Source organism: Saccharopolyspora karakumensis (genome assembly GCF_004349225.1).
Taxonomy (GTDB): domain Bacteria; phylum Actinomycetota; class Actinomycetes; order Mycobacteriales; family Pseudonocardiaceae; genus Saccharopolyspora; species Saccharopolyspora endophytica.
In genome coordinates, this window is record NZ_SMLA01000051.1 from 1 (window position 1) to 15,385 (window position 15,385).

Sequence of the window (15,385 nt, forward strand, 5' to 3'; positions counted from 1 at the left end):
GTATAAGAGACGGGGATGTTGTCCACCAGGTTGGGCTCGTTGATGGTGCGCCAGAGGTGGTCGGCCTCGGCGCGCGCCTCGGAGTCGGTCAGCTCCGCGAAGTGGTGGAAGTGCGATTCCGGATCGGCGAAGGCGGTGCTCCGCAGCGCCAGGAACCGGTCGGTGTACCAGCGGGCGATGTGCTCGGTGCGGGCGTCGACGTAGATCGAGAAGTCGAACAGGTCCGACACGGTGAGGCTGGGGCCGGGCTGCAGGACGTTGAGGCCCTCGACGATGAGGATGTCGGGCTGGCGCACCACGTTGCGCTCGTCGGGCACGATGTCGTAGGCGACGTGCGAGTACACCGGCGCGGAAACCTCGGGGGCGCCGGACTTGACCTCGGTGACGAAGCGCAGCAGCGCCCGCCGGTCGTAGCTCTCCGGGAAGCCCTTGCGGTGCATCAGCCCGCGCCGGACCAGCTCGGCCTTCGAGTGCAGGAACCCGTCGGTGGTCACCAGGTCCACGCGCGGGTGGTCGGGCCAGCGGGCGAGCAGGGTGCGCAGGATGCGCGCGGTGGTGGACTTGCCGACCGCGACGCTGCCCGCCAGGCCGATGACGAACGGAACCTTGGTCCCGCCGGTCTCCTCGCCGAGGAACGTCGTGGTGCTCTCGTGCAGCCGCTGCCGGGCGGCGACCTGGAGGCTGATCAGCCGGGACAGCGGCAGGTAGACGTCGGCGACCTCGTCGAGGTCGACCGGTTCGCCGAGGCCGCGCAACGCGACCAGCTCGTCTTCGCTCAGCGGGAGGGGGAGCGAATCGCGCAGCTCCCGCCATTGCGCGCGGTGCAGCTCCACGTACGGGCTCAGTTCGCGAACGCGCGTCACAAAGCACCCCTCAGCATCGAGGCCCGGTCGTACTCCTGGCAGCACCGTGAAAAGCCCCGGTGGCGCCAGGGAAAACCCTAGGCATACGACACCGGATAACGCTGTGATCCAGTGCACGCTGAGACGCAGCAGACATGAGCTCAACCGATCAACACCGGACCGGCGCAGCGCGCGCCGGCCCGGTGCGGTCGATCAGGAGTTCATCTTCGACTTCCGGTAGCCGTAGGCGAAGTAGATGACCAGGCCGATGGCGAACCAGCCCGCGAACCGCAGCCAGGTCTCCACGGCCAGGAAGGTCACCAGCCAGATCGAGAACGCGATGCCGATGATCGGCACCACCGGCATGCCCGGCGTCTTGAACTCGCGGGGCAGATCGGGACGCTTGTAGCGGAGCACGATCACCGCGGCGCACACGATCACGAACGCCAGCAGGATGCCGATGTTGGTCAGCTCCGCGGCCTCACCGATGGGCAGCAGACCGGCGATGACCGCCGAGGCGACGCCGATCAGCCAGGTGAACCGGGTGGGGACCTTGCGCACCGGGTGGGTCTTGCTGAACCACGCGGGGAGCAAGCCGTCGCGGCTCATCGAGTAGCCGACGCGCGTCACGCCGAGCATGAAGGTGAACATCACGGTGAGGATGCCCAGGATCGCGCCCACGCCGATGATCGCGCCGAGCATCGGCAGGCCGACGTCGGTGAAGGCGGAGGCGAACGCGCTCTCGCCCTTGATCTGGTCGAACGGGATCATGCCGGTCAGCACCAGGCAGGCGAGCACGTACAGCACCATCGAGATGCCCAGCGAGTACAGGATCGCCTTGGGCATGTGCTTCTGGGCCTCTTTGGACTCCTCGGCGGCCGTGCTCATGGCGTCGTAGCCGAACACCGCGAAGAACACCGTGGCGGCACCGGTGATGGCCCCGCTCGCGCCGAAGGGGAAGAACGGCGTGTAGTTGCCGGTGTTGATGTAGAAGGCGCCGACGCCGATGACCAGCAGCACCACGGCGACCTTCAGGTACACCAGGAAGGTCTCGAACCGCGCGGCGCTCTTCATGCCCAGGTTCAGCATGAAGGCGATGAACAGGCACAGCAGCACGGCGAAGAGGTTGATCTTGTAGCTGCCGGGCGCGACGCCCTCCTCCTCGGTGCCCGGTGCTCCGAGCATCCACACCGGGAGGTCGACGCCGAGGTAGCCCACCACTTCGTTGAAGTACCCGGAGATGCTGATGGCCACCACCGCCACGATCGCGGTGTACTCCAGCAGCAGGTCCCAGCCGATCAGCCAGCCGACGACCTCACCGAGCACGGCGTAGCCGTAGGTGTAGGCCGAGCCGGCCTTGGGGATCATGCCCGCGAACTCGGCGTAGGAGAACGCCGCGGCGGCGCTGGCGATGCCGGCGATCAGGAACGAGATCAGCACGGCTGGCCCGGCCTTCTCGTTGGCGACCGCGCCGGCCAGCGAGAAGATGCCGGCGCCGATGATGCCGCCGACGCCGATGGCGGTGAGCTGCCACAGGCCCAGGGATTTGCTCAGACCTGTTTCCTCGCCGTCCGAGGTGATGGTCTCGATGGGCTTGCGGCGAAATATTCCCCGCCCGGGTTGCAGGCTAGGTGCTGACACGTCGACTCCATTGTTCGAATCACAGGTTGCGGCGAAACGTACGCCGCGTGATCGAGTGTCGTGCTGTGCGGTTGGACGACAGTTCCGGGAGGCGGTTGTCGAACGGCACAACCGGCCTGGTCCGTCACCGTGGCGTGGGGCACGTGGAGGCCTGCGCGCACGGGCCGTGACTGCGGCCGTCCTCGATCGTTAGTGTTCTCACCCGGAGCGTCGAAATGTCGGCCCCAAAGGAAGTGGGAGAGCGATGTCCAGTTATCGCACCGTCGTCGTGGGAACGGACGGCTCCGCGCCTTCGCTGCGCGCGGTTGGCCGGGCCGCCGAGGTCGCCAGCGCCTCGTCGGCGCGGCTGGTGATCGTCTGCGCCTACTACCCGACCGACCCGAAGGAGCTGGAACGCGCTGCCGATCAGCTCGGCGACGAGGCTTTCCAGGTCATGGGTTCGGCTCCGGCCCAGGACACGGTGCAGACGGCATCGGACACCGCCCGCAAGGCCGGTGCGACCGACGTCGAGACCGTCGCCTCCGTCGGCGAGCCGGTCTCGGTGCTGCTGGGCGCGGCCGAGAAGCACAGCGCCGACCTGCTGGTCGTGGGTAGTCGAGGGCTCAACACCCTCAAGGGGCGCATCCTCGGTTCGGTCCCGTCCGAGGTGTCCCGGCGATCTGATTGCGACGTGCTCGTTGTCCGAACGTCGCGATGACCGGATCCGGCGAATCGAGGAGATCCTCCTCGGTTCGCCGCCCCAGTACACCAAGGGTGAGATCGCCGAGGCGTCCGGCGTTTCCCTGGAGCGCGCCGAACAGCTGTGGCAGGCGATGGGCTTCGCGCACGTCGACTCCGACGAGGTGATCTTCACCGACGCCGACGTCGCGGCACTGCGCGCCCTGGTGTCTCTGGTGTCGGCGGAGGTGATCCCCGACGAGCTCGAATCCGCGGTGGCGCGTTCGCTGGCGCAGACCATGTCCCGGCTGGCCGAGTGGCAGACGGGGCTGTTCAAGTCGCTGCTGGGGCAGAGCTTCGTCACCGATGTGGACACCACGACCGAGGTGGCGGCGGCGATCGTGCCGGTCATGGAGAAGATGCAGGACTACGTGTGGCGCCGGCACCTGGCCGCCACCGTGTCCCGCGAGCTCGACGAGCGCGATCCGGGCATCGACGAGCGCGTGCAGGTCGTGGGCTTCGCCGACCTGGTCGGCTACACCCGGTTGATCCGCGATTTCACCGAGCTGGAACTGACCCGGCTGATCGACGGTTTCGAGTCGCTGGCCGGCGGTGTCGTGGCCCAGAACCACGGCCGCGTCATCAAGACCGTCGGCGACGAGGTCCTGTTCGTGGCCGACAGCCCGCAGGAGGGCGCGGAGATCGCGCTGACCCTCAACGAGGAGATCGCCAAGAACGACCTGCTGCCGCCGCTGCGGATCGCCCTGGCGCGGGGACCGGTGCTGGCGCGCTTCGGCGACGTCTACGGCTCGACGGTGAACATCGCCAGCCGCCTGACGTCGGTAGCCCGTCCCGCCTCGGTGCTCATCGACCGCGAGATGGCCGCCGCGCTGCGCGGCCACGAGGCCTACAAGCTCATCTCGGTGGGGCCCACGAAGGTCCAGAGCTTCCGCGGCCTGCGAGCCTGGGCCCTCAAGCGCCGCTAGACGCTGTAAGGCCTGTTTCCAGGCTCTTCCTGCTTGGCGGTGCGGGTGGCGGAACCTCAGCGGTCCTCTGGGTCCGGGCGCCACTCCTTGAGTATGCCCAATACGCGGCGTCGCGGCGTCCTCCCCAGAGAACCGCTGAGAACCCGCGGCGGTGCGAGTGGAGTCCCACACCTCCAACAGCGGCTGCGCCGCATTCCTAAGCAGGGCTTAGGTGACCGTTCCTGCGACTTGCGGCGCGGGTGGGAGTCACCCGCTCGAAGCAATGGGCTGCGCCGTGCGGTGACAGGTCCCGGTCGCACGACTGCTCCGATCACAGCAAATGTGATCGAAATATCGCTGAACTTGCATGTATCACGCAAGCGTCTGCGGCAACTCCCCGTTAGTGGCTCCAACCTGCGGTTTTGCGATCACCGAAGATCGCGGAACCGCCCTTCGCCGACGGGTTTTGGGCTGTTCGTCGGCTTGCGAGCGGGGCCGCGGCCCGCTGTAAAGGGGTGCTCGAGACCGGATCCGGCATTACGGTCGAGGTATGGCGGATCGGGTAACGCCGATGATCGGCGAGCATTCCGACGACGTGGCCGAGCTGGTCGCGCAGTACGCACAACTGCCGGCCGGTGCACCGGTCCGGCTCGCGAAACCCACCTCGAACCTCTTCCGGTTCCGCGCCCCGTCCGACTCCCCGGGGCTCGACGTCGGCCGGTTCACCAAGGTCTTCGACGTCGACGCCGAAGCCGGAACCGCGCAGGTCCAGGGCATGGCGACCTACGAGCAGATCGTCGACGCGCTGCTGCCCACCGGGCACGTCCCGAAGGTGGTGCCGCAGCTCAAGACCATCACGCTGGGCGGCGCGGTGGCCGGGCTGGGCATCGAGTCGACCTCCTTCCGCAACGGGCTGCCGCACGAGTCGGTCCGCGAGATGGAGATCCTCACCGGCGACGGTTCGGTGGTGTCGGCGCGGCCGGACAACGAGCACGCGGACCTGTTCCGGGGCTTCCCCAACTCCTACGGCACGCTGGGCTACGCGCTGCGGCTGGAGATCGAGCTGGAGGAGGTCAAGCCCTACGTCAAGCTCCGCCACGTCCCGTTCGCCACCGCCGCGGAGTGCACCGAGGCCATCGCCGAGATTTGCGCGGACGGTGAATTCGACGGCGAGCAGGTCGATTTCGTCGACGGGACCGTGTTCACGCCGACCGAGCACCACCTCACGCTCGGGTCCTACGTGGACTCCGCGCCCTTCGCCAGCGATTACACCGGCGAGCAGATCTACTACCGGTCGGTGCAGCAGCGCCGCACCGACTACCTGAGCACCCACGACTACCTGTGGCGCTGGGACACCGACTGGTTCTGGTGCTCGCGGGCGATCGGCGTGCAGCACCCGCTGATCCGCCGCTTCTGGCCGGCGAAGTACAAGCGCTCCGACGTCTACCGGCGGATCGTCGCCTGGGACCGGCAGCACTCGGTGACCGACCGGCTCGCCGTGCTGCAGGGCAAGGGCCTCAACGAACCGGTGATCCAGGACGTCGAGATCCCGGTCCAGCGGTTGCCGGAGTTCCTGGAGTTCTTCCACCGCGACATCGGCATCTCGCCGATCTGGCTGTGCCCGGTGCGGCTGCGCGACCGCGAGGGCTGGTCGCTGTACCCGATGGACCCCGACACCCTCTACGTCAACGTCGGCTTCTGGGCAACGGTGCCGCTGCGCCCGGGCGAGGCTCCGGGCAGGCACAACCGCGCGATCGAGCGGAAGGTGACCGAGCTCGACGGGCACAAGTCGCTGTACTCCAACTCCTACTTCGAGGAGGACGAGTTCTGGCGGCTCTACAACCGACCGGCCTACCAGCGGCTGAAGGACACCTACGACCCGAAGGGCCGATTGCCGGGGCTGTACGAGAAGTGCGTCCGCGAGCGCTGACTCGCGGCAGACGACACATCAAACTGGAAAGGAGACCCTCTGATGGGATGGGCAGGGGTGTTCGAGCGGATTCTCGGCGGCGACCTGTCGGTGGAGATCCGAGCCTTCGACGGCAGCCGAGCAGGGACCGCCGGGGCCGATGTGTGCGTGGAAGTCCGCTCGCCGCTGGCGCTGTCGCACCTGGCCAACGCGCCCGGTGAACTGGGACTCGCCCGCGCCTACGTCAGCGGCGCGCTGGAAGTGCACGGCGACATGTACAGCGCGCTGGCGGCGTTCCCGTCGGTGACGCTCAACGACGTGCCTGCGGGCCTGCGCCGCGAACTGCTCTTCAAGCTGGCCGGGTACCGGTTCTGGTGGCCCGTCCGGGTGCCGGAGGTCGAGCACCGCTCGCGCGGCTGGCGGCACTCGAAGAACCGCGACAGCCAGTCGATCTCGTACCACTACGACGTCTCCAACCGGTTCTACGAGTACGTCCTCGGATCGTCGATGGCCTACACCTGCGCGGTCTACCCCGAGAAGGACGCGACCCTGGAGCAGGCGCAGTTCACCAAGCACGACCTGGTGGCCCGCAAGCTCGACCTGTCCGAAGGCCAGCGGCTGCTCGACGTGGGCTGCGGCTGGGGCGGCATGGTCATGCACGCCGCCGAGCACTACGGGGTGCGCGGGCTCGGCGTCACGCTGTCGCGGCAGCAGGCGCAGTGGGCGCAGAAGGCCATCGCCGAACGCGGCCTGGCCGACCTCGCCGAGGTCCGCTACATGGACTACCGGGACGTGCGGGAAACCGGGTTCGACGCCGTGAGCTCCATCGGCCTGACCGAGCACATCGGTCTCAAGCAGCTGCCGCACTACTTCTCGTTCCTGCAGGACAAGCTGGTGCCGGGCGGCCGGTTGCTCAACCACTGCATCACCCGACCGCACGGTCAGCAGAGGGCGCGTACGGGCAAGTTCATCGGCCGCTACGTGTTCCCCGACGGCGAGCTCGAACCGGTCGGCACGCTGGTGTCGGCGATGAACGACAACGGCTTCGAAGTGCGCCACGAGGAGAACCTGCGCGAGCACTACGCGCTGACGCTGGCCCACTGGTGCGAGAACCTCGACCGCAACTGGTCGGCCGCGGTCGCCGAGGCCGGTCACGCGCGGGCGCGCGTGTGGCGGCTGTACATGGCCGCCTGCCGGCTCGGGTTCGAGCGCAACAACATCCAGCTGCACCAGGTGCTGGGCGTCAAGCTCGACGGCACCGACGCGCGCATGCCGCTGCGCCCCGCGTTCTGACCGATGAGTCCTGGGGCTCGTCGGCGTCTACCCCTTCACACCGGTTCTCCGCGAAGGGACAGACCCATGTACGAGTTCACCCAGAAGATCACGCCCAACCTGTGGTTCGACAGCGAGGCGGAGGACGCCGCGAAGTTCTACTGCTCGGTGTTCCCCGACTCGCGCATCGTGCACGTCCTGCACAACGGCGAAGCCGGGCCGGGCGAGCAGGGCGGCGTGCTGGTGGTTCAGTTCGAACTGGCCGGGCTGACGTTGGTGGCCATCAACGGCGGCCCGGTCTTCAAGCTCTCCGAGGCGTTCTCGCTCGAGGTCACCTGCGAGACGCAGGAGGAGATCGACCGGCTCTGGGAGGTGCTGGGCGAGGGCGGCGAGTACCAGCCGTGCGGTTGGCTCAAGGACCGCTTCGGCCTGTCCTGGCAGATCACCCCTCGGCGCCTGTTGGAGCTGATCACCTCCTCTGATCCCGCGGTCGCCGAGCGCGCCATGAAGAAGATGTTCGAGATGCGCAAGTTCGACATCGCCGAGCTCGAAGCCGCCGCCCTGGGGTGAGGGCTTCTCGGTGCTGCTTCAGAACGCGGCGGAGCCGCTGAGGTTCTGCTACCGGCACCGCCGCAGGTTCTGAGCGGCTCCTAGTCGGCGAGCCCTTCGAGGTCGTCGAGGGAGCGAGGTGGGATCAGGTCGGAGACCCTGGACCTGGTCCAGTGGTGCCCGGTCTCCCGGCGGTCCGCGCGGGTGGCGAAGCGGTAGCGGTAGAGGTCGGCCCTGACCAGCTTCGGCGGCTCGTCCGGGAACGGGTTGTGGCGCAGCAGCGCCAGCACCGGGGCTTCACCGCGCAGCAGGGCCGTCATGAACCGGGGCAACCAGGTGCGCCCGTAGGACGGGTTGATGGCCACGAACCACATCAGCCAGTCCAGGCGCAGGTGGTACGGCGCGACCTGCGGCGGTCGGCGCGCGGGGTCGCCGGGCTTGCCCTTGAACCCGTACTCCCGCCACGGTCCCGCCTGGTCGCTCGCGCCGAGCACCACGACCTCGTACCGGACCCTGGTGATGCTGCCGAACGCGCCGTAGGTGTTGCCCAGGTGCAGCCGGTTGAAGCTGCGGTTCATGACCTGACCGCGTCCCAGCATGTTGCGCACCGGCCAGTACGCCAGCACCACGAACAGCGCCGTCACCGCCAGCACGAGCACCGCGAACCAGCCCGGCGGATCGGGGAGCGCGGCCGGTGGCCCGGAGACGGCGGCGAACGCCAGGGTGATGGTCAGGAAGTTCAACCAGGCGAAGTTGCCGCTGAGCATCAGCCACAGCTGCGTGACGACGATGATCGCCGCCGCGACGGTGGCCACCGGTTGCGGGGCGAACAGCAGGAACGGAACGACGAGCTGGGTCCCGTGGTTGGCCAGCACCTCCGCCTTGTGCAGCGGGCGCGGCAACCAGTGGAACCAGCGGCTCAGCGGACCCGGCATCGGCTGCGTCTCGTGGTGGTAGTGCAGCGCCGTGAGGTCGCGCCAGCACGGGTCGCCGCGCAGCTTGATCAGCCCGGCTCCGAACTCCACGCGGAACAGCAGCCAGCACAGCAGCCACAGCACCGGCGCGGGTGGGGCGACGTGCGCCGGGCCCAGGAAGATCGCCAGGAAACCGGCTTCGAGCAGCAGCGATTCCCAGCCGAAGCCGTACCAGACCTGGCCGACGTTGACGATCGAGGAGTACAGCACCCACAGCAGCGCCCACACGAGCACCCAGCCCCACACCGGGGCGAAGTCCGCGAACTGGGCGAGCACGCTCGCGGCGACGCCGGTCCAGGCCACACCCGCCAGCCAGCGGTCGGAGCTGCGGAAGTGGAACACGCTCGGCGCCTGCCGGAACGGCACCCGCGCGACGAACCGGGCGACCGGGGTCAGTCCGCGCTCACCGAGCAGACCGCGGAACTGCCGCAGGAAGCAGATGAAACCGATCAGGTAGGTCAGGGCGATCAGGTGGGTGACGGCGAACCTCGCCGCCTGGTACTCGGGTGCGCTCAGCCAGTGCCACATCGCCACGCCTCCTTCCGCGCCGCTCCGGGCGCGCACGAGTCGCGGCTCGCGGAGCCCGCGACCCGCACCGCCGAGCAGTTCCTCACCAGCGCCTAGAATCGCGCATCTGCGGAGTGTGTGGAGGCTGGGCCGTGCTGGACGAGGTGGTGGAGCTGCTGGCCTGCCCGCACTGCGGGCTCGACCTGGAGCGCAGCGGGAACTCGCTTCGGTGTTCGTCGAACCACGTGTTCGACTTCGCGCGGCAGGGCTACGTCAGCCTGCTCTCGGGTCGCAGCAAGGTCGTCGGTGACACCGCGGAGATGGTCGCCGCCCGCGCCGGGTTCCTGGGCGCCGGGCACTACGACCCGATCGCCGAGGCGGTGGCGGCGGCGGTCACCGGGGACGGCCCGGTGGTCGACATCGGGGCCGGTACCGGCTTCTACCTGGCCCGCGCGCTCGGCGACCGGATCGGCGTGGCCCTGGACGTCTCCAAGTACGCGTGCCGCCGGGCGGCCAAGGCGCACCCCCGCATGGGCGCGGCGGTCGCCGACGCCTGGCAGCCGCTGCCGATCCGCACCGGTGCGGCGGGCGTCGTCCTCAACGTCTTCGCTCCGCGCAACGCCTCGGAGATGCGCCGGATCCTGCGTCCCGGCGGTGAGCTCGTCGTCGTGATCCCCGATCCCGGTCACCTCACCGGACTGGTCGACCACCTGGGGCTGCTCAACGTCGACGAGTCCAAACCGGAACGCCTCGCCGAGCAGCTCGGCGGCCACTTCACCCCGTTGGAGCGGCGCGCGGTGGAGTTCCGGCTCGAACTGACCCACGCCGAGGCCCTGGCAGCCGTGGCCATGGGGCCCAGCGCTTGGCACACCACGCCCGAAGTGCTCGACGCCAAGATCGCCGCTCTGCCGTCACCCGTGACGCCGACGGCCGCGGTCACGGTCGCCCGCTACCGCCGAACCCCCTGAACGCCGCGGTGCGGGACGCCCGGTGGGACGCCCCGCGGTGAGCGGGTTCTCAGTCCTTGGCGTGGATCTTCTGCGGGATGTTCCAGGGGTTGTGGTCCTGGAGGGGCTGGGGGAGCAGGGCCGCCGGGACGTTCTGGTAGGTCACCGGGCGCAGGAAGCGGTCGAGGGCCGCTGTGCCGACCGAGGTGAAGCGCGCGTCCGTGGTGGCCGGGTAGGGGCCGCCGTGCTGCATGGCGTGGGAGACGGCGACGCCGGTCGGCCAACCGTTGAACAGCAGGCGACCCGCGCGTTCCCGCAGGCGCGGGAGGAGCGTGGCGACGAAGTCGGTGTCGGAGTCCTCCGCGTGGACCGTCGCGGTGAGGTTGCCCTCGAACGCCTCCGCCGCGCGGCGGGCCTCGTCCTCCGAGGTGTAGGTGACCACGATGGACAGCGGGCCGAAGACCTCCTCCAGCAGCGCGTCCCGGTTGGCCAGCAGGGTTTCCACGTCGGTGGCCAGCAGCGTGGGTGCCGCCCCGTCCTCGGCGGAGCCGCTCGCGCCGTCGGCGAGCACGCGCACCCCCGGGACGTCGGTGACGACCGAGCGCCGACCGCAGTAGCCCTCGTGCAGCCGCTCGTTGAGCAGCCGGTGGGACGCCACGGCCGCTGACTCCTCGGCGAGCGCGCCCTCCAAGCCGTGGTCGGCGGGCAGGAACAGCAGTCCGGGCTTGGTGCACAGCTGACCGGCGTTGCCGGAGTAGGAGGTCACGTAGCCCTTGGCGATGTCGGTTCCGCGCGCGGCGACGGCGCCCGGGGCGACGAACACCGGGTTGAGGCTGCCGAGCTCGCCGAAGAACGGGATCGGCTTCGGCCGCGAGTGGGCGATGTCGAACAGCGCGCGCCCGGCCGGCACGGACCCGGTGAACGCCGCCGCCTTGATCCGCTCGTCCCGCAGCGCGTCGGTGCCGGTGTCGAAGCCGAGCACGACGCTGAACGCGCCCTCCGGAGCACCGGCCGAGCGCAGCGCTTCGGCGACGATCTCGCCGGTCCGCACCGACAGCTCCGGGTGACCGGGGTGGCCCTTGAGGACCACCGGGCACCCGGCGGCCAGCGCTGCGGCGGTGTCACCACCGGCGACGGAGAACGCGAAGGGGAAGTTGCTCGCCGCGAACACCAGCACCGGGCCCACCGGCAGCAGCATCCGCCGCAGGTCCGGCTTGGGACCGAGCGCGAAGTCCGGGTCGGCTCGGTCGAAGGTGACCCGCAGGTGCTCGCCGGGCTCGACGGTGTCGGCGAACAGGCGCAGCTGGAAGGTGGTTCGCTTGAGCTCGCCGGTCAGCCGTCCCTCGGACAGGTGAGACTCGTCGATGGCCAGCGGGATCAGCTCACCGGCCACCGCGTCCAGGGCGTCGGCGACGGCCCGCAGCTGGCGGGCGCGCTCGGCCGGGGCCTGCTCGCCGAAGGGCTCGGCGGCGTCGGCGGCCCGCTGCAGCGCGGTGTCGAGTTCGGCTCGGGTGGTGTCCGGGATCTGCGTCGCGGTCAACGTCCCATCCTTTGCGCGATCGAGAGAGGTCCACGACCACCGTAGTACGCCGGACAACCGGTGACCCGTACGGCGTTCGAAATCACGCACTCGGGTCGCAGGCCCGCGCCACCATGAACAACGCGGCCTGGTCGGGACGGGTGAGATCGCAGCCGGTGAGCTCGTCGATGCGGCGAAGCCTGTTGAGCACCGTGTTGCGGTGGCAGTACAGCTCACCGGCCACCGCACCGGCCGATCCGGTGCGCAGGTAGGCCGCCGCGGTCTCCAGCAGCCGCGAGCGCTCACCCGCACCGATGCCGCGCGTCCGGCCGAGGACCTCCGCGGCCAGCGCGTCGCCGAGCTCGCCCAGCCTGCCCGCCACCACCGACGACCAGACGTCGGGCAGCGCGCGCGGACTGGCTTCGGCCGCGCCGGTCCCGGCCAGTTCGGCGGCGATGCGCACCGCTCGCGGCACTCCCGCCAGCGTGCGGGCCACGGGTGCGAGTCCGCAGGGGACCTCCTGCAACCAGCGCTGCGGCACCGCCGTGACACCGGCGGGCAGCTGCGCGATGAGCACCGGCCGCCGGTCGACGTCCTGCAGGTGCACCGAGATGCCCCGCGCCGACAGCTCGTCGGCCGCGTCGCGCAGCGGCCGGGTCGCGGGCAGCGGGGCGGCGGCCACCGCGAAGTCCGCGTCGGCCGAGACGTCGAGCGCCGTGGCGACCTGCGCGACCACCTGCGGATCGCGGGCGTCGGTGGTCAGCAGTCGCGCCACCAGCTGGGCGCGCTCGTGCTCCTGCTCGCGGGCCACCACCGCGGCTTCGGACAGGTAGGCGAGGTGGATGCGGGTGGTGTGGTGGTCGACCGCGGCCCACACCCGCGAGGCGCTGCGCACCAGCGACGGCAGCTCGTCCTCGGACACCCGTCGCGCGAAGGCGTCCCAGAGCACCCGGAAATCGACGCGCACCGCGTGCAGCAGCACCTCCAGCGGCACGCCCGCTTGCGCGCGGCTGCGCCCGATGCGCTCGCACAGGTCGCCCAGCCGGTCGGGCACCGCCAGGCCACCGGCCAGCCGCAGCAGCAGTTCCATGCTCCCCTCGGCGTGCTCGCGCAACTCCGACCACGGCACCGCGTCGCTGGCGTAGGGCTCCATCGAGCGCAGTTCCGCCAGGAACACCGCGACCAGCTCGTCGAGATCGTCCAGGCAGGAGTGCACCAGCCTGCGCAACGGCCCGTCGGGTGTGACCGGCTCGTGAAGCGAAGTGTGCATCCGCCCAATCTAGAGCGATCAGATGACGTGGATCCATCATTGTGCTGGGCCGGTGACCAGAGGACTGTGCTCTCATGCACTTGACGCCCCGCGAGCAGGAGCGGCTGCACCTGTTCACCGCCGCGGAGCTGGCCCGCCGCAGGCTGGCCCGCGGCGCGCTGCTCGGCGCCCCCGACGCCGTGGCCTACGTGTGCGACGAGATCTGCGAACTCGCCTGGGACGGCGTGGACATCGACGAGATCGTGCGCAGAGCCGGCGCGCTGCTGACCGCCGACCAGGTCCGCCCCGGTGTTCCCGCCGCAGTCCCGGTGATCCAGGTCGAGGCGCTGTTCCCGCACGGCAGTTCGCTGGTGCACGTGCCGCAGCCGTTCGGCCCGCCCGGCCCGGACGCGCCGGGCGCGGTGCGCGCCGCCGACGGCGAGATCCAGTTGGCCTCCGGCCGCGAGCGGCGGACCGCCCGGCTGCACAACACCGGCGAACGCCCGGTGTGGATCTCCTCCCACTTCCCGCTGGACCAGCTCAACCCGGCGGTGCGCAGCGACGTCGAGCTCGCCGGTTTCCGGCTGGCGGTGCCCGCGGGCACGGCGGTGCGCCTGGAAGCCGGCGAGCGCAAGGAACTCGTCCTCGTGGCGATGGGAGGCCGCCGATGACCAGCCTGTCCCGGGAGCGCTACGCGGCGCTGTACGGACCGACCACCGGTGACCTGGTGCGGTTGGCCGACACCGACCTGTGGGTGCGCGTCGAGGACGACGACACCGAGCCCGGCGAGGAGATGCTCGGCGGCTGCGCCAAGACCGCCCGCGACGGACTGCTGGTCGCGCCGAAGGCGGGCCGGGACAGCGCGCTGGACATGGTGATCCTCGGAGTGCTGCTGCTGGATCCGGTGCTGGGCGTGCGCAAGACCAACATCGGGATCAAGGAAGGACGCGTCGTCGGGGTCGGGCGCGCGGGCAACCCGGAGGCCGGCGACGGCGTGGAGCTGGTCGTCGACTCGCACACCGCGATGATCACCGGCGACGGCCTGATCGCCACGCCCGGCGTGGTCGACTCGCACGTGCACCTGTCCAGTCCCGAGGTGGTGCCCGCCGCGCTGGCGGCCGGGGTGACCTCGCTGGTGGGGATGGGCATGGGCGGGGTGTGGGACGTCGGCGCGAACCCCGCGCACAACCTGCACTCGATGATCGAGGCGTGGCGGGACGTGCCGATCAACGTCGCGTTCCTGGCGCGCGGCTCGTCGTCGTCGAACGACCTGCTGGAGCGGGCGGTGCTGTCCGGCGCGGGCGGGTTCAAGATCCACGAGGACTGGGGCGCCACCCCGCACATCGTGGACACCTGCCTGGGCGTGGCCGATCAGGCGGACCTGCCGGTCGCGCTGCACACCGACACGCTCAACGAGTCCGGTTTCCTCGCCGACACCCTCGACGCGACGCGGGGGCGCACGGTGCACGCCTACCACGTCGAGGGCGGTGGCGGGCATCCCGACCTGCTGGAGGTCGTGGGCAGCCCGCACGTGCTGACCTCCTCGACCACCCCGACGCTGCCGCTGACCCCGGCGACGGTCGCCGAGCTGTTCCCGATGACCATGACAGTCCACAAGGGACACTCCATGGTGGACAGCGACAGGAGCATCGCGGGCAGCAGGGTTCGCGAGCACGGCATCGCCGCCGAGAACGCGCTGCACGACTCCGGTGCGATCAGCATCGTCAACTCCGACTCCATGGGCATGGGCCGCATCGCCGAAACCGCCCGCCGCACCTGGCAGCTCGCGCACGTGCAGGCCGCGCTCGCCGGCGAGTCCGGCCCCGAGCACGCCGACAACGAGCGGGTGCTGCGCTACCTCGCCAAGATCACCCTCAACCCGGCGATCGCGCACGGCATGGCCCACGAGGTCGGGTCGCTGCAGCCGGGCAGGCTCGCCGACATCGTGCTGTGGCAACCGGCCTGGTTCGGCGCCGAACCCGACCTGGTGATCAAGTCCGGGTTCGTCGCCTGGGGTGCCAGCGGGTCGGGTTCCGGATCCACCCGGCTCACCCAACCGAGGGTCATGCGCCCCTTCTTCGGCGGACTCGGCGCCGCGCCCCGCAGGCTGTCCACGGTGTTCGTCGCCGACGCTGCGGACCGCGCGCGCCTGCCCAGCGGCCCGAACTACGCCTCCGTGCGCGAGAGCAGGGGGCTGACCAGGGCGGACATGGTGCGCAACACCGCGACCCCGCGCGTGGAAGTCCCGCGCGAACCGGGCCCGGTGTCGGTCGACGGTGTAGAGATCGACGTGCACCGTGCGGCAACGCTTCCGCTGACCCGCACGCACCACCTGGGCTGAGGAGAGGAACGAA

13 protein-coding genes are annotated in these 15,385 nt (G+C 70.2%); 8 read left to right on the forward strand and 5 right to left on the reverse strand.

Going from position 1 to position 15,385, the window contains the following annotated elements:
- Together coaA and E1202_RS24885 are read right to left on the reverse strand one after the other, a co-directional pair.
- Positions 1–863: type I pantothenate kinase (gene coaA / locus E1202_RS24880; RefSeq protein ID WP_132685558.1), on the reverse strand; the 863-nt coding region annotated here is incomplete at its 3' end.
- A gap of 192 nt (positions 864–1,055) precedes the next feature.
- A complete protein-coding gene (locus E1202_RS24885) occupies positions 1,056–2,483 on the reverse strand; it encodes an amino acid permease (protein WP_132685559.1) in 1,428 nt (475 codons plus the stop codon).
- 244 nt (positions 2,484–2,727) lie between these two features.
- Between E1202_RS24885 and E1202_RS24890 the strand changes: the two genes are divergently transcribed.
- From E1202_RS24890 to E1202_RS24910, 5 genes are all read left to right on the forward strand, one after another.
- Positions 2,728–3,180 (forward strand): universal stress protein, encoded by a 453-nt coding sequence (locus E1202_RS24890; RefSeq protein WP_132685560.1) that lies wholly within the window; start codon positions 2,728–2,730, stop codon positions 3,178–3,180.
- Complete coding sequence (locus E1202_RS24895) at positions 3,161–4,126, forward strand: adenylate/guanylate cyclase domain-containing protein (RefSeq protein WP_235878980.1); 966 nt, start codon at positions 3,161–3,163, stop codon at positions 4,124–4,126. Before E1202_RS24890 ends, E1202_RS24895 begins: the two co-directional genes overlap by 20 nt.
- 529 nt (positions 4,127–4,655) lie before the next feature.
- Positions 4,656–6,035 carry an FAD-binding protein gene (locus E1202_RS24900; protein WP_132685561.1) on the forward strand — a complete coding sequence of 460 codons (1,380 nt, stop codon included), beginning with the start codon at positions 4,656–4,658 and terminating at the stop codon, positions 6,033–6,035.
- A 42-nt stretch (positions 6,036–6,077) separates the two neighbouring features.
- Positions 6,078–7,307, forward strand: coding sequence for an SAM-dependent methyltransferase (locus E1202_RS24905; RefSeq protein ID WP_132685562.1), 1,230 nt, complete (start codon positions 6,078–6,080; stop codon positions 7,305–7,307).
- 66 nt (positions 7,308–7,373) lie between these two features.
- Positions 7,374–7,856 carry a VOC family protein gene (locus E1202_RS24910; protein ID WP_132685563.1) on the forward strand — a complete coding sequence of 161 codons (483 nt, stop codon included), beginning with the start codon at positions 7,374–7,376 and terminating at the stop codon, positions 7,854–7,856.
- Positions 7,857–7,936: 80 nt separating this feature from the next.
- On the opposite strand, the gene E1202_RS24915 is transcribed toward E1202_RS24910, so the two are convergent.
- Positions 7,937–9,337 carry a lipase maturation factor family protein gene (locus E1202_RS24915; protein WP_132685564.1) on the reverse strand — a complete coding sequence of 467 codons (1,401 nt, stop codon included), beginning with the start codon at positions 9,335–9,337 and terminating at the stop codon, positions 7,937–7,939.
- Between the two features lie 131 nt (positions 9,338–9,468).
- Here E1202_RS24915 and E1202_RS24920 point away from each other — a divergent pair, with 131 nt between their 5' ends.
- Positions 9,469–10,284, forward strand: a complete 816-nt coding sequence (locus tag E1202_RS24920; protein WP_132685565.1) for a putative RNA methyltransferase — start codon at positions 9,469–9,471, stop codon at positions 10,282–10,284.
- A 49-nt stretch (positions 10,285–10,333) separates the two neighbouring features.
- On the opposite strand, the gene E1202_RS24925 is transcribed toward E1202_RS24920, so the two are convergent.
- Positions 10,334–11,803, reverse strand: a complete 1,470-nt coding sequence (locus tag E1202_RS24925) for an aldehyde dehydrogenase (NADP(+)) (RefSeq protein ID WP_132685566.1) — start codon at positions 11,801–11,803, stop codon at positions 10,334–10,336.
- A gap of 82 nt (positions 11,804–11,885) precedes the next feature.
- The gene (locus E1202_RS24930; RefSeq protein WP_132685567.1) at positions 11,886–13,052 is read right to left on the reverse strand and encodes a helix-turn-helix domain-containing protein; all 1,167 of its coding nucleotides are present in this window, start codon (positions 13,050–13,052) and stop codon (positions 11,886–11,888) included.
- Between the two features lie 74 nt (positions 13,053–13,126).
- On the opposite strand from E1202_RS24930, the gene ureA reads away from it, so the two are divergent.
- Positions 13,127–13,702, forward strand: a complete 576-nt coding sequence (gene ureA / locus E1202_RS33030; protein ID WP_132685568.1) for an urease subunit gamma — start codon at positions 13,127–13,129, stop codon at positions 13,700–13,702.
- Positions 13,699–15,372, forward strand: a complete 1,674-nt coding sequence (locus E1202_RS24940; protein ID WP_132685569.1) for an urease subunit alpha — start codon at positions 13,699–13,701, stop codon at positions 15,370–15,372. Before ureA ends, E1202_RS24940 begins: the two co-directional genes overlap by 4 nt.
- The last annotated feature ends 13 nt before the right edge of the window (positions 15,373–15,385 follow it).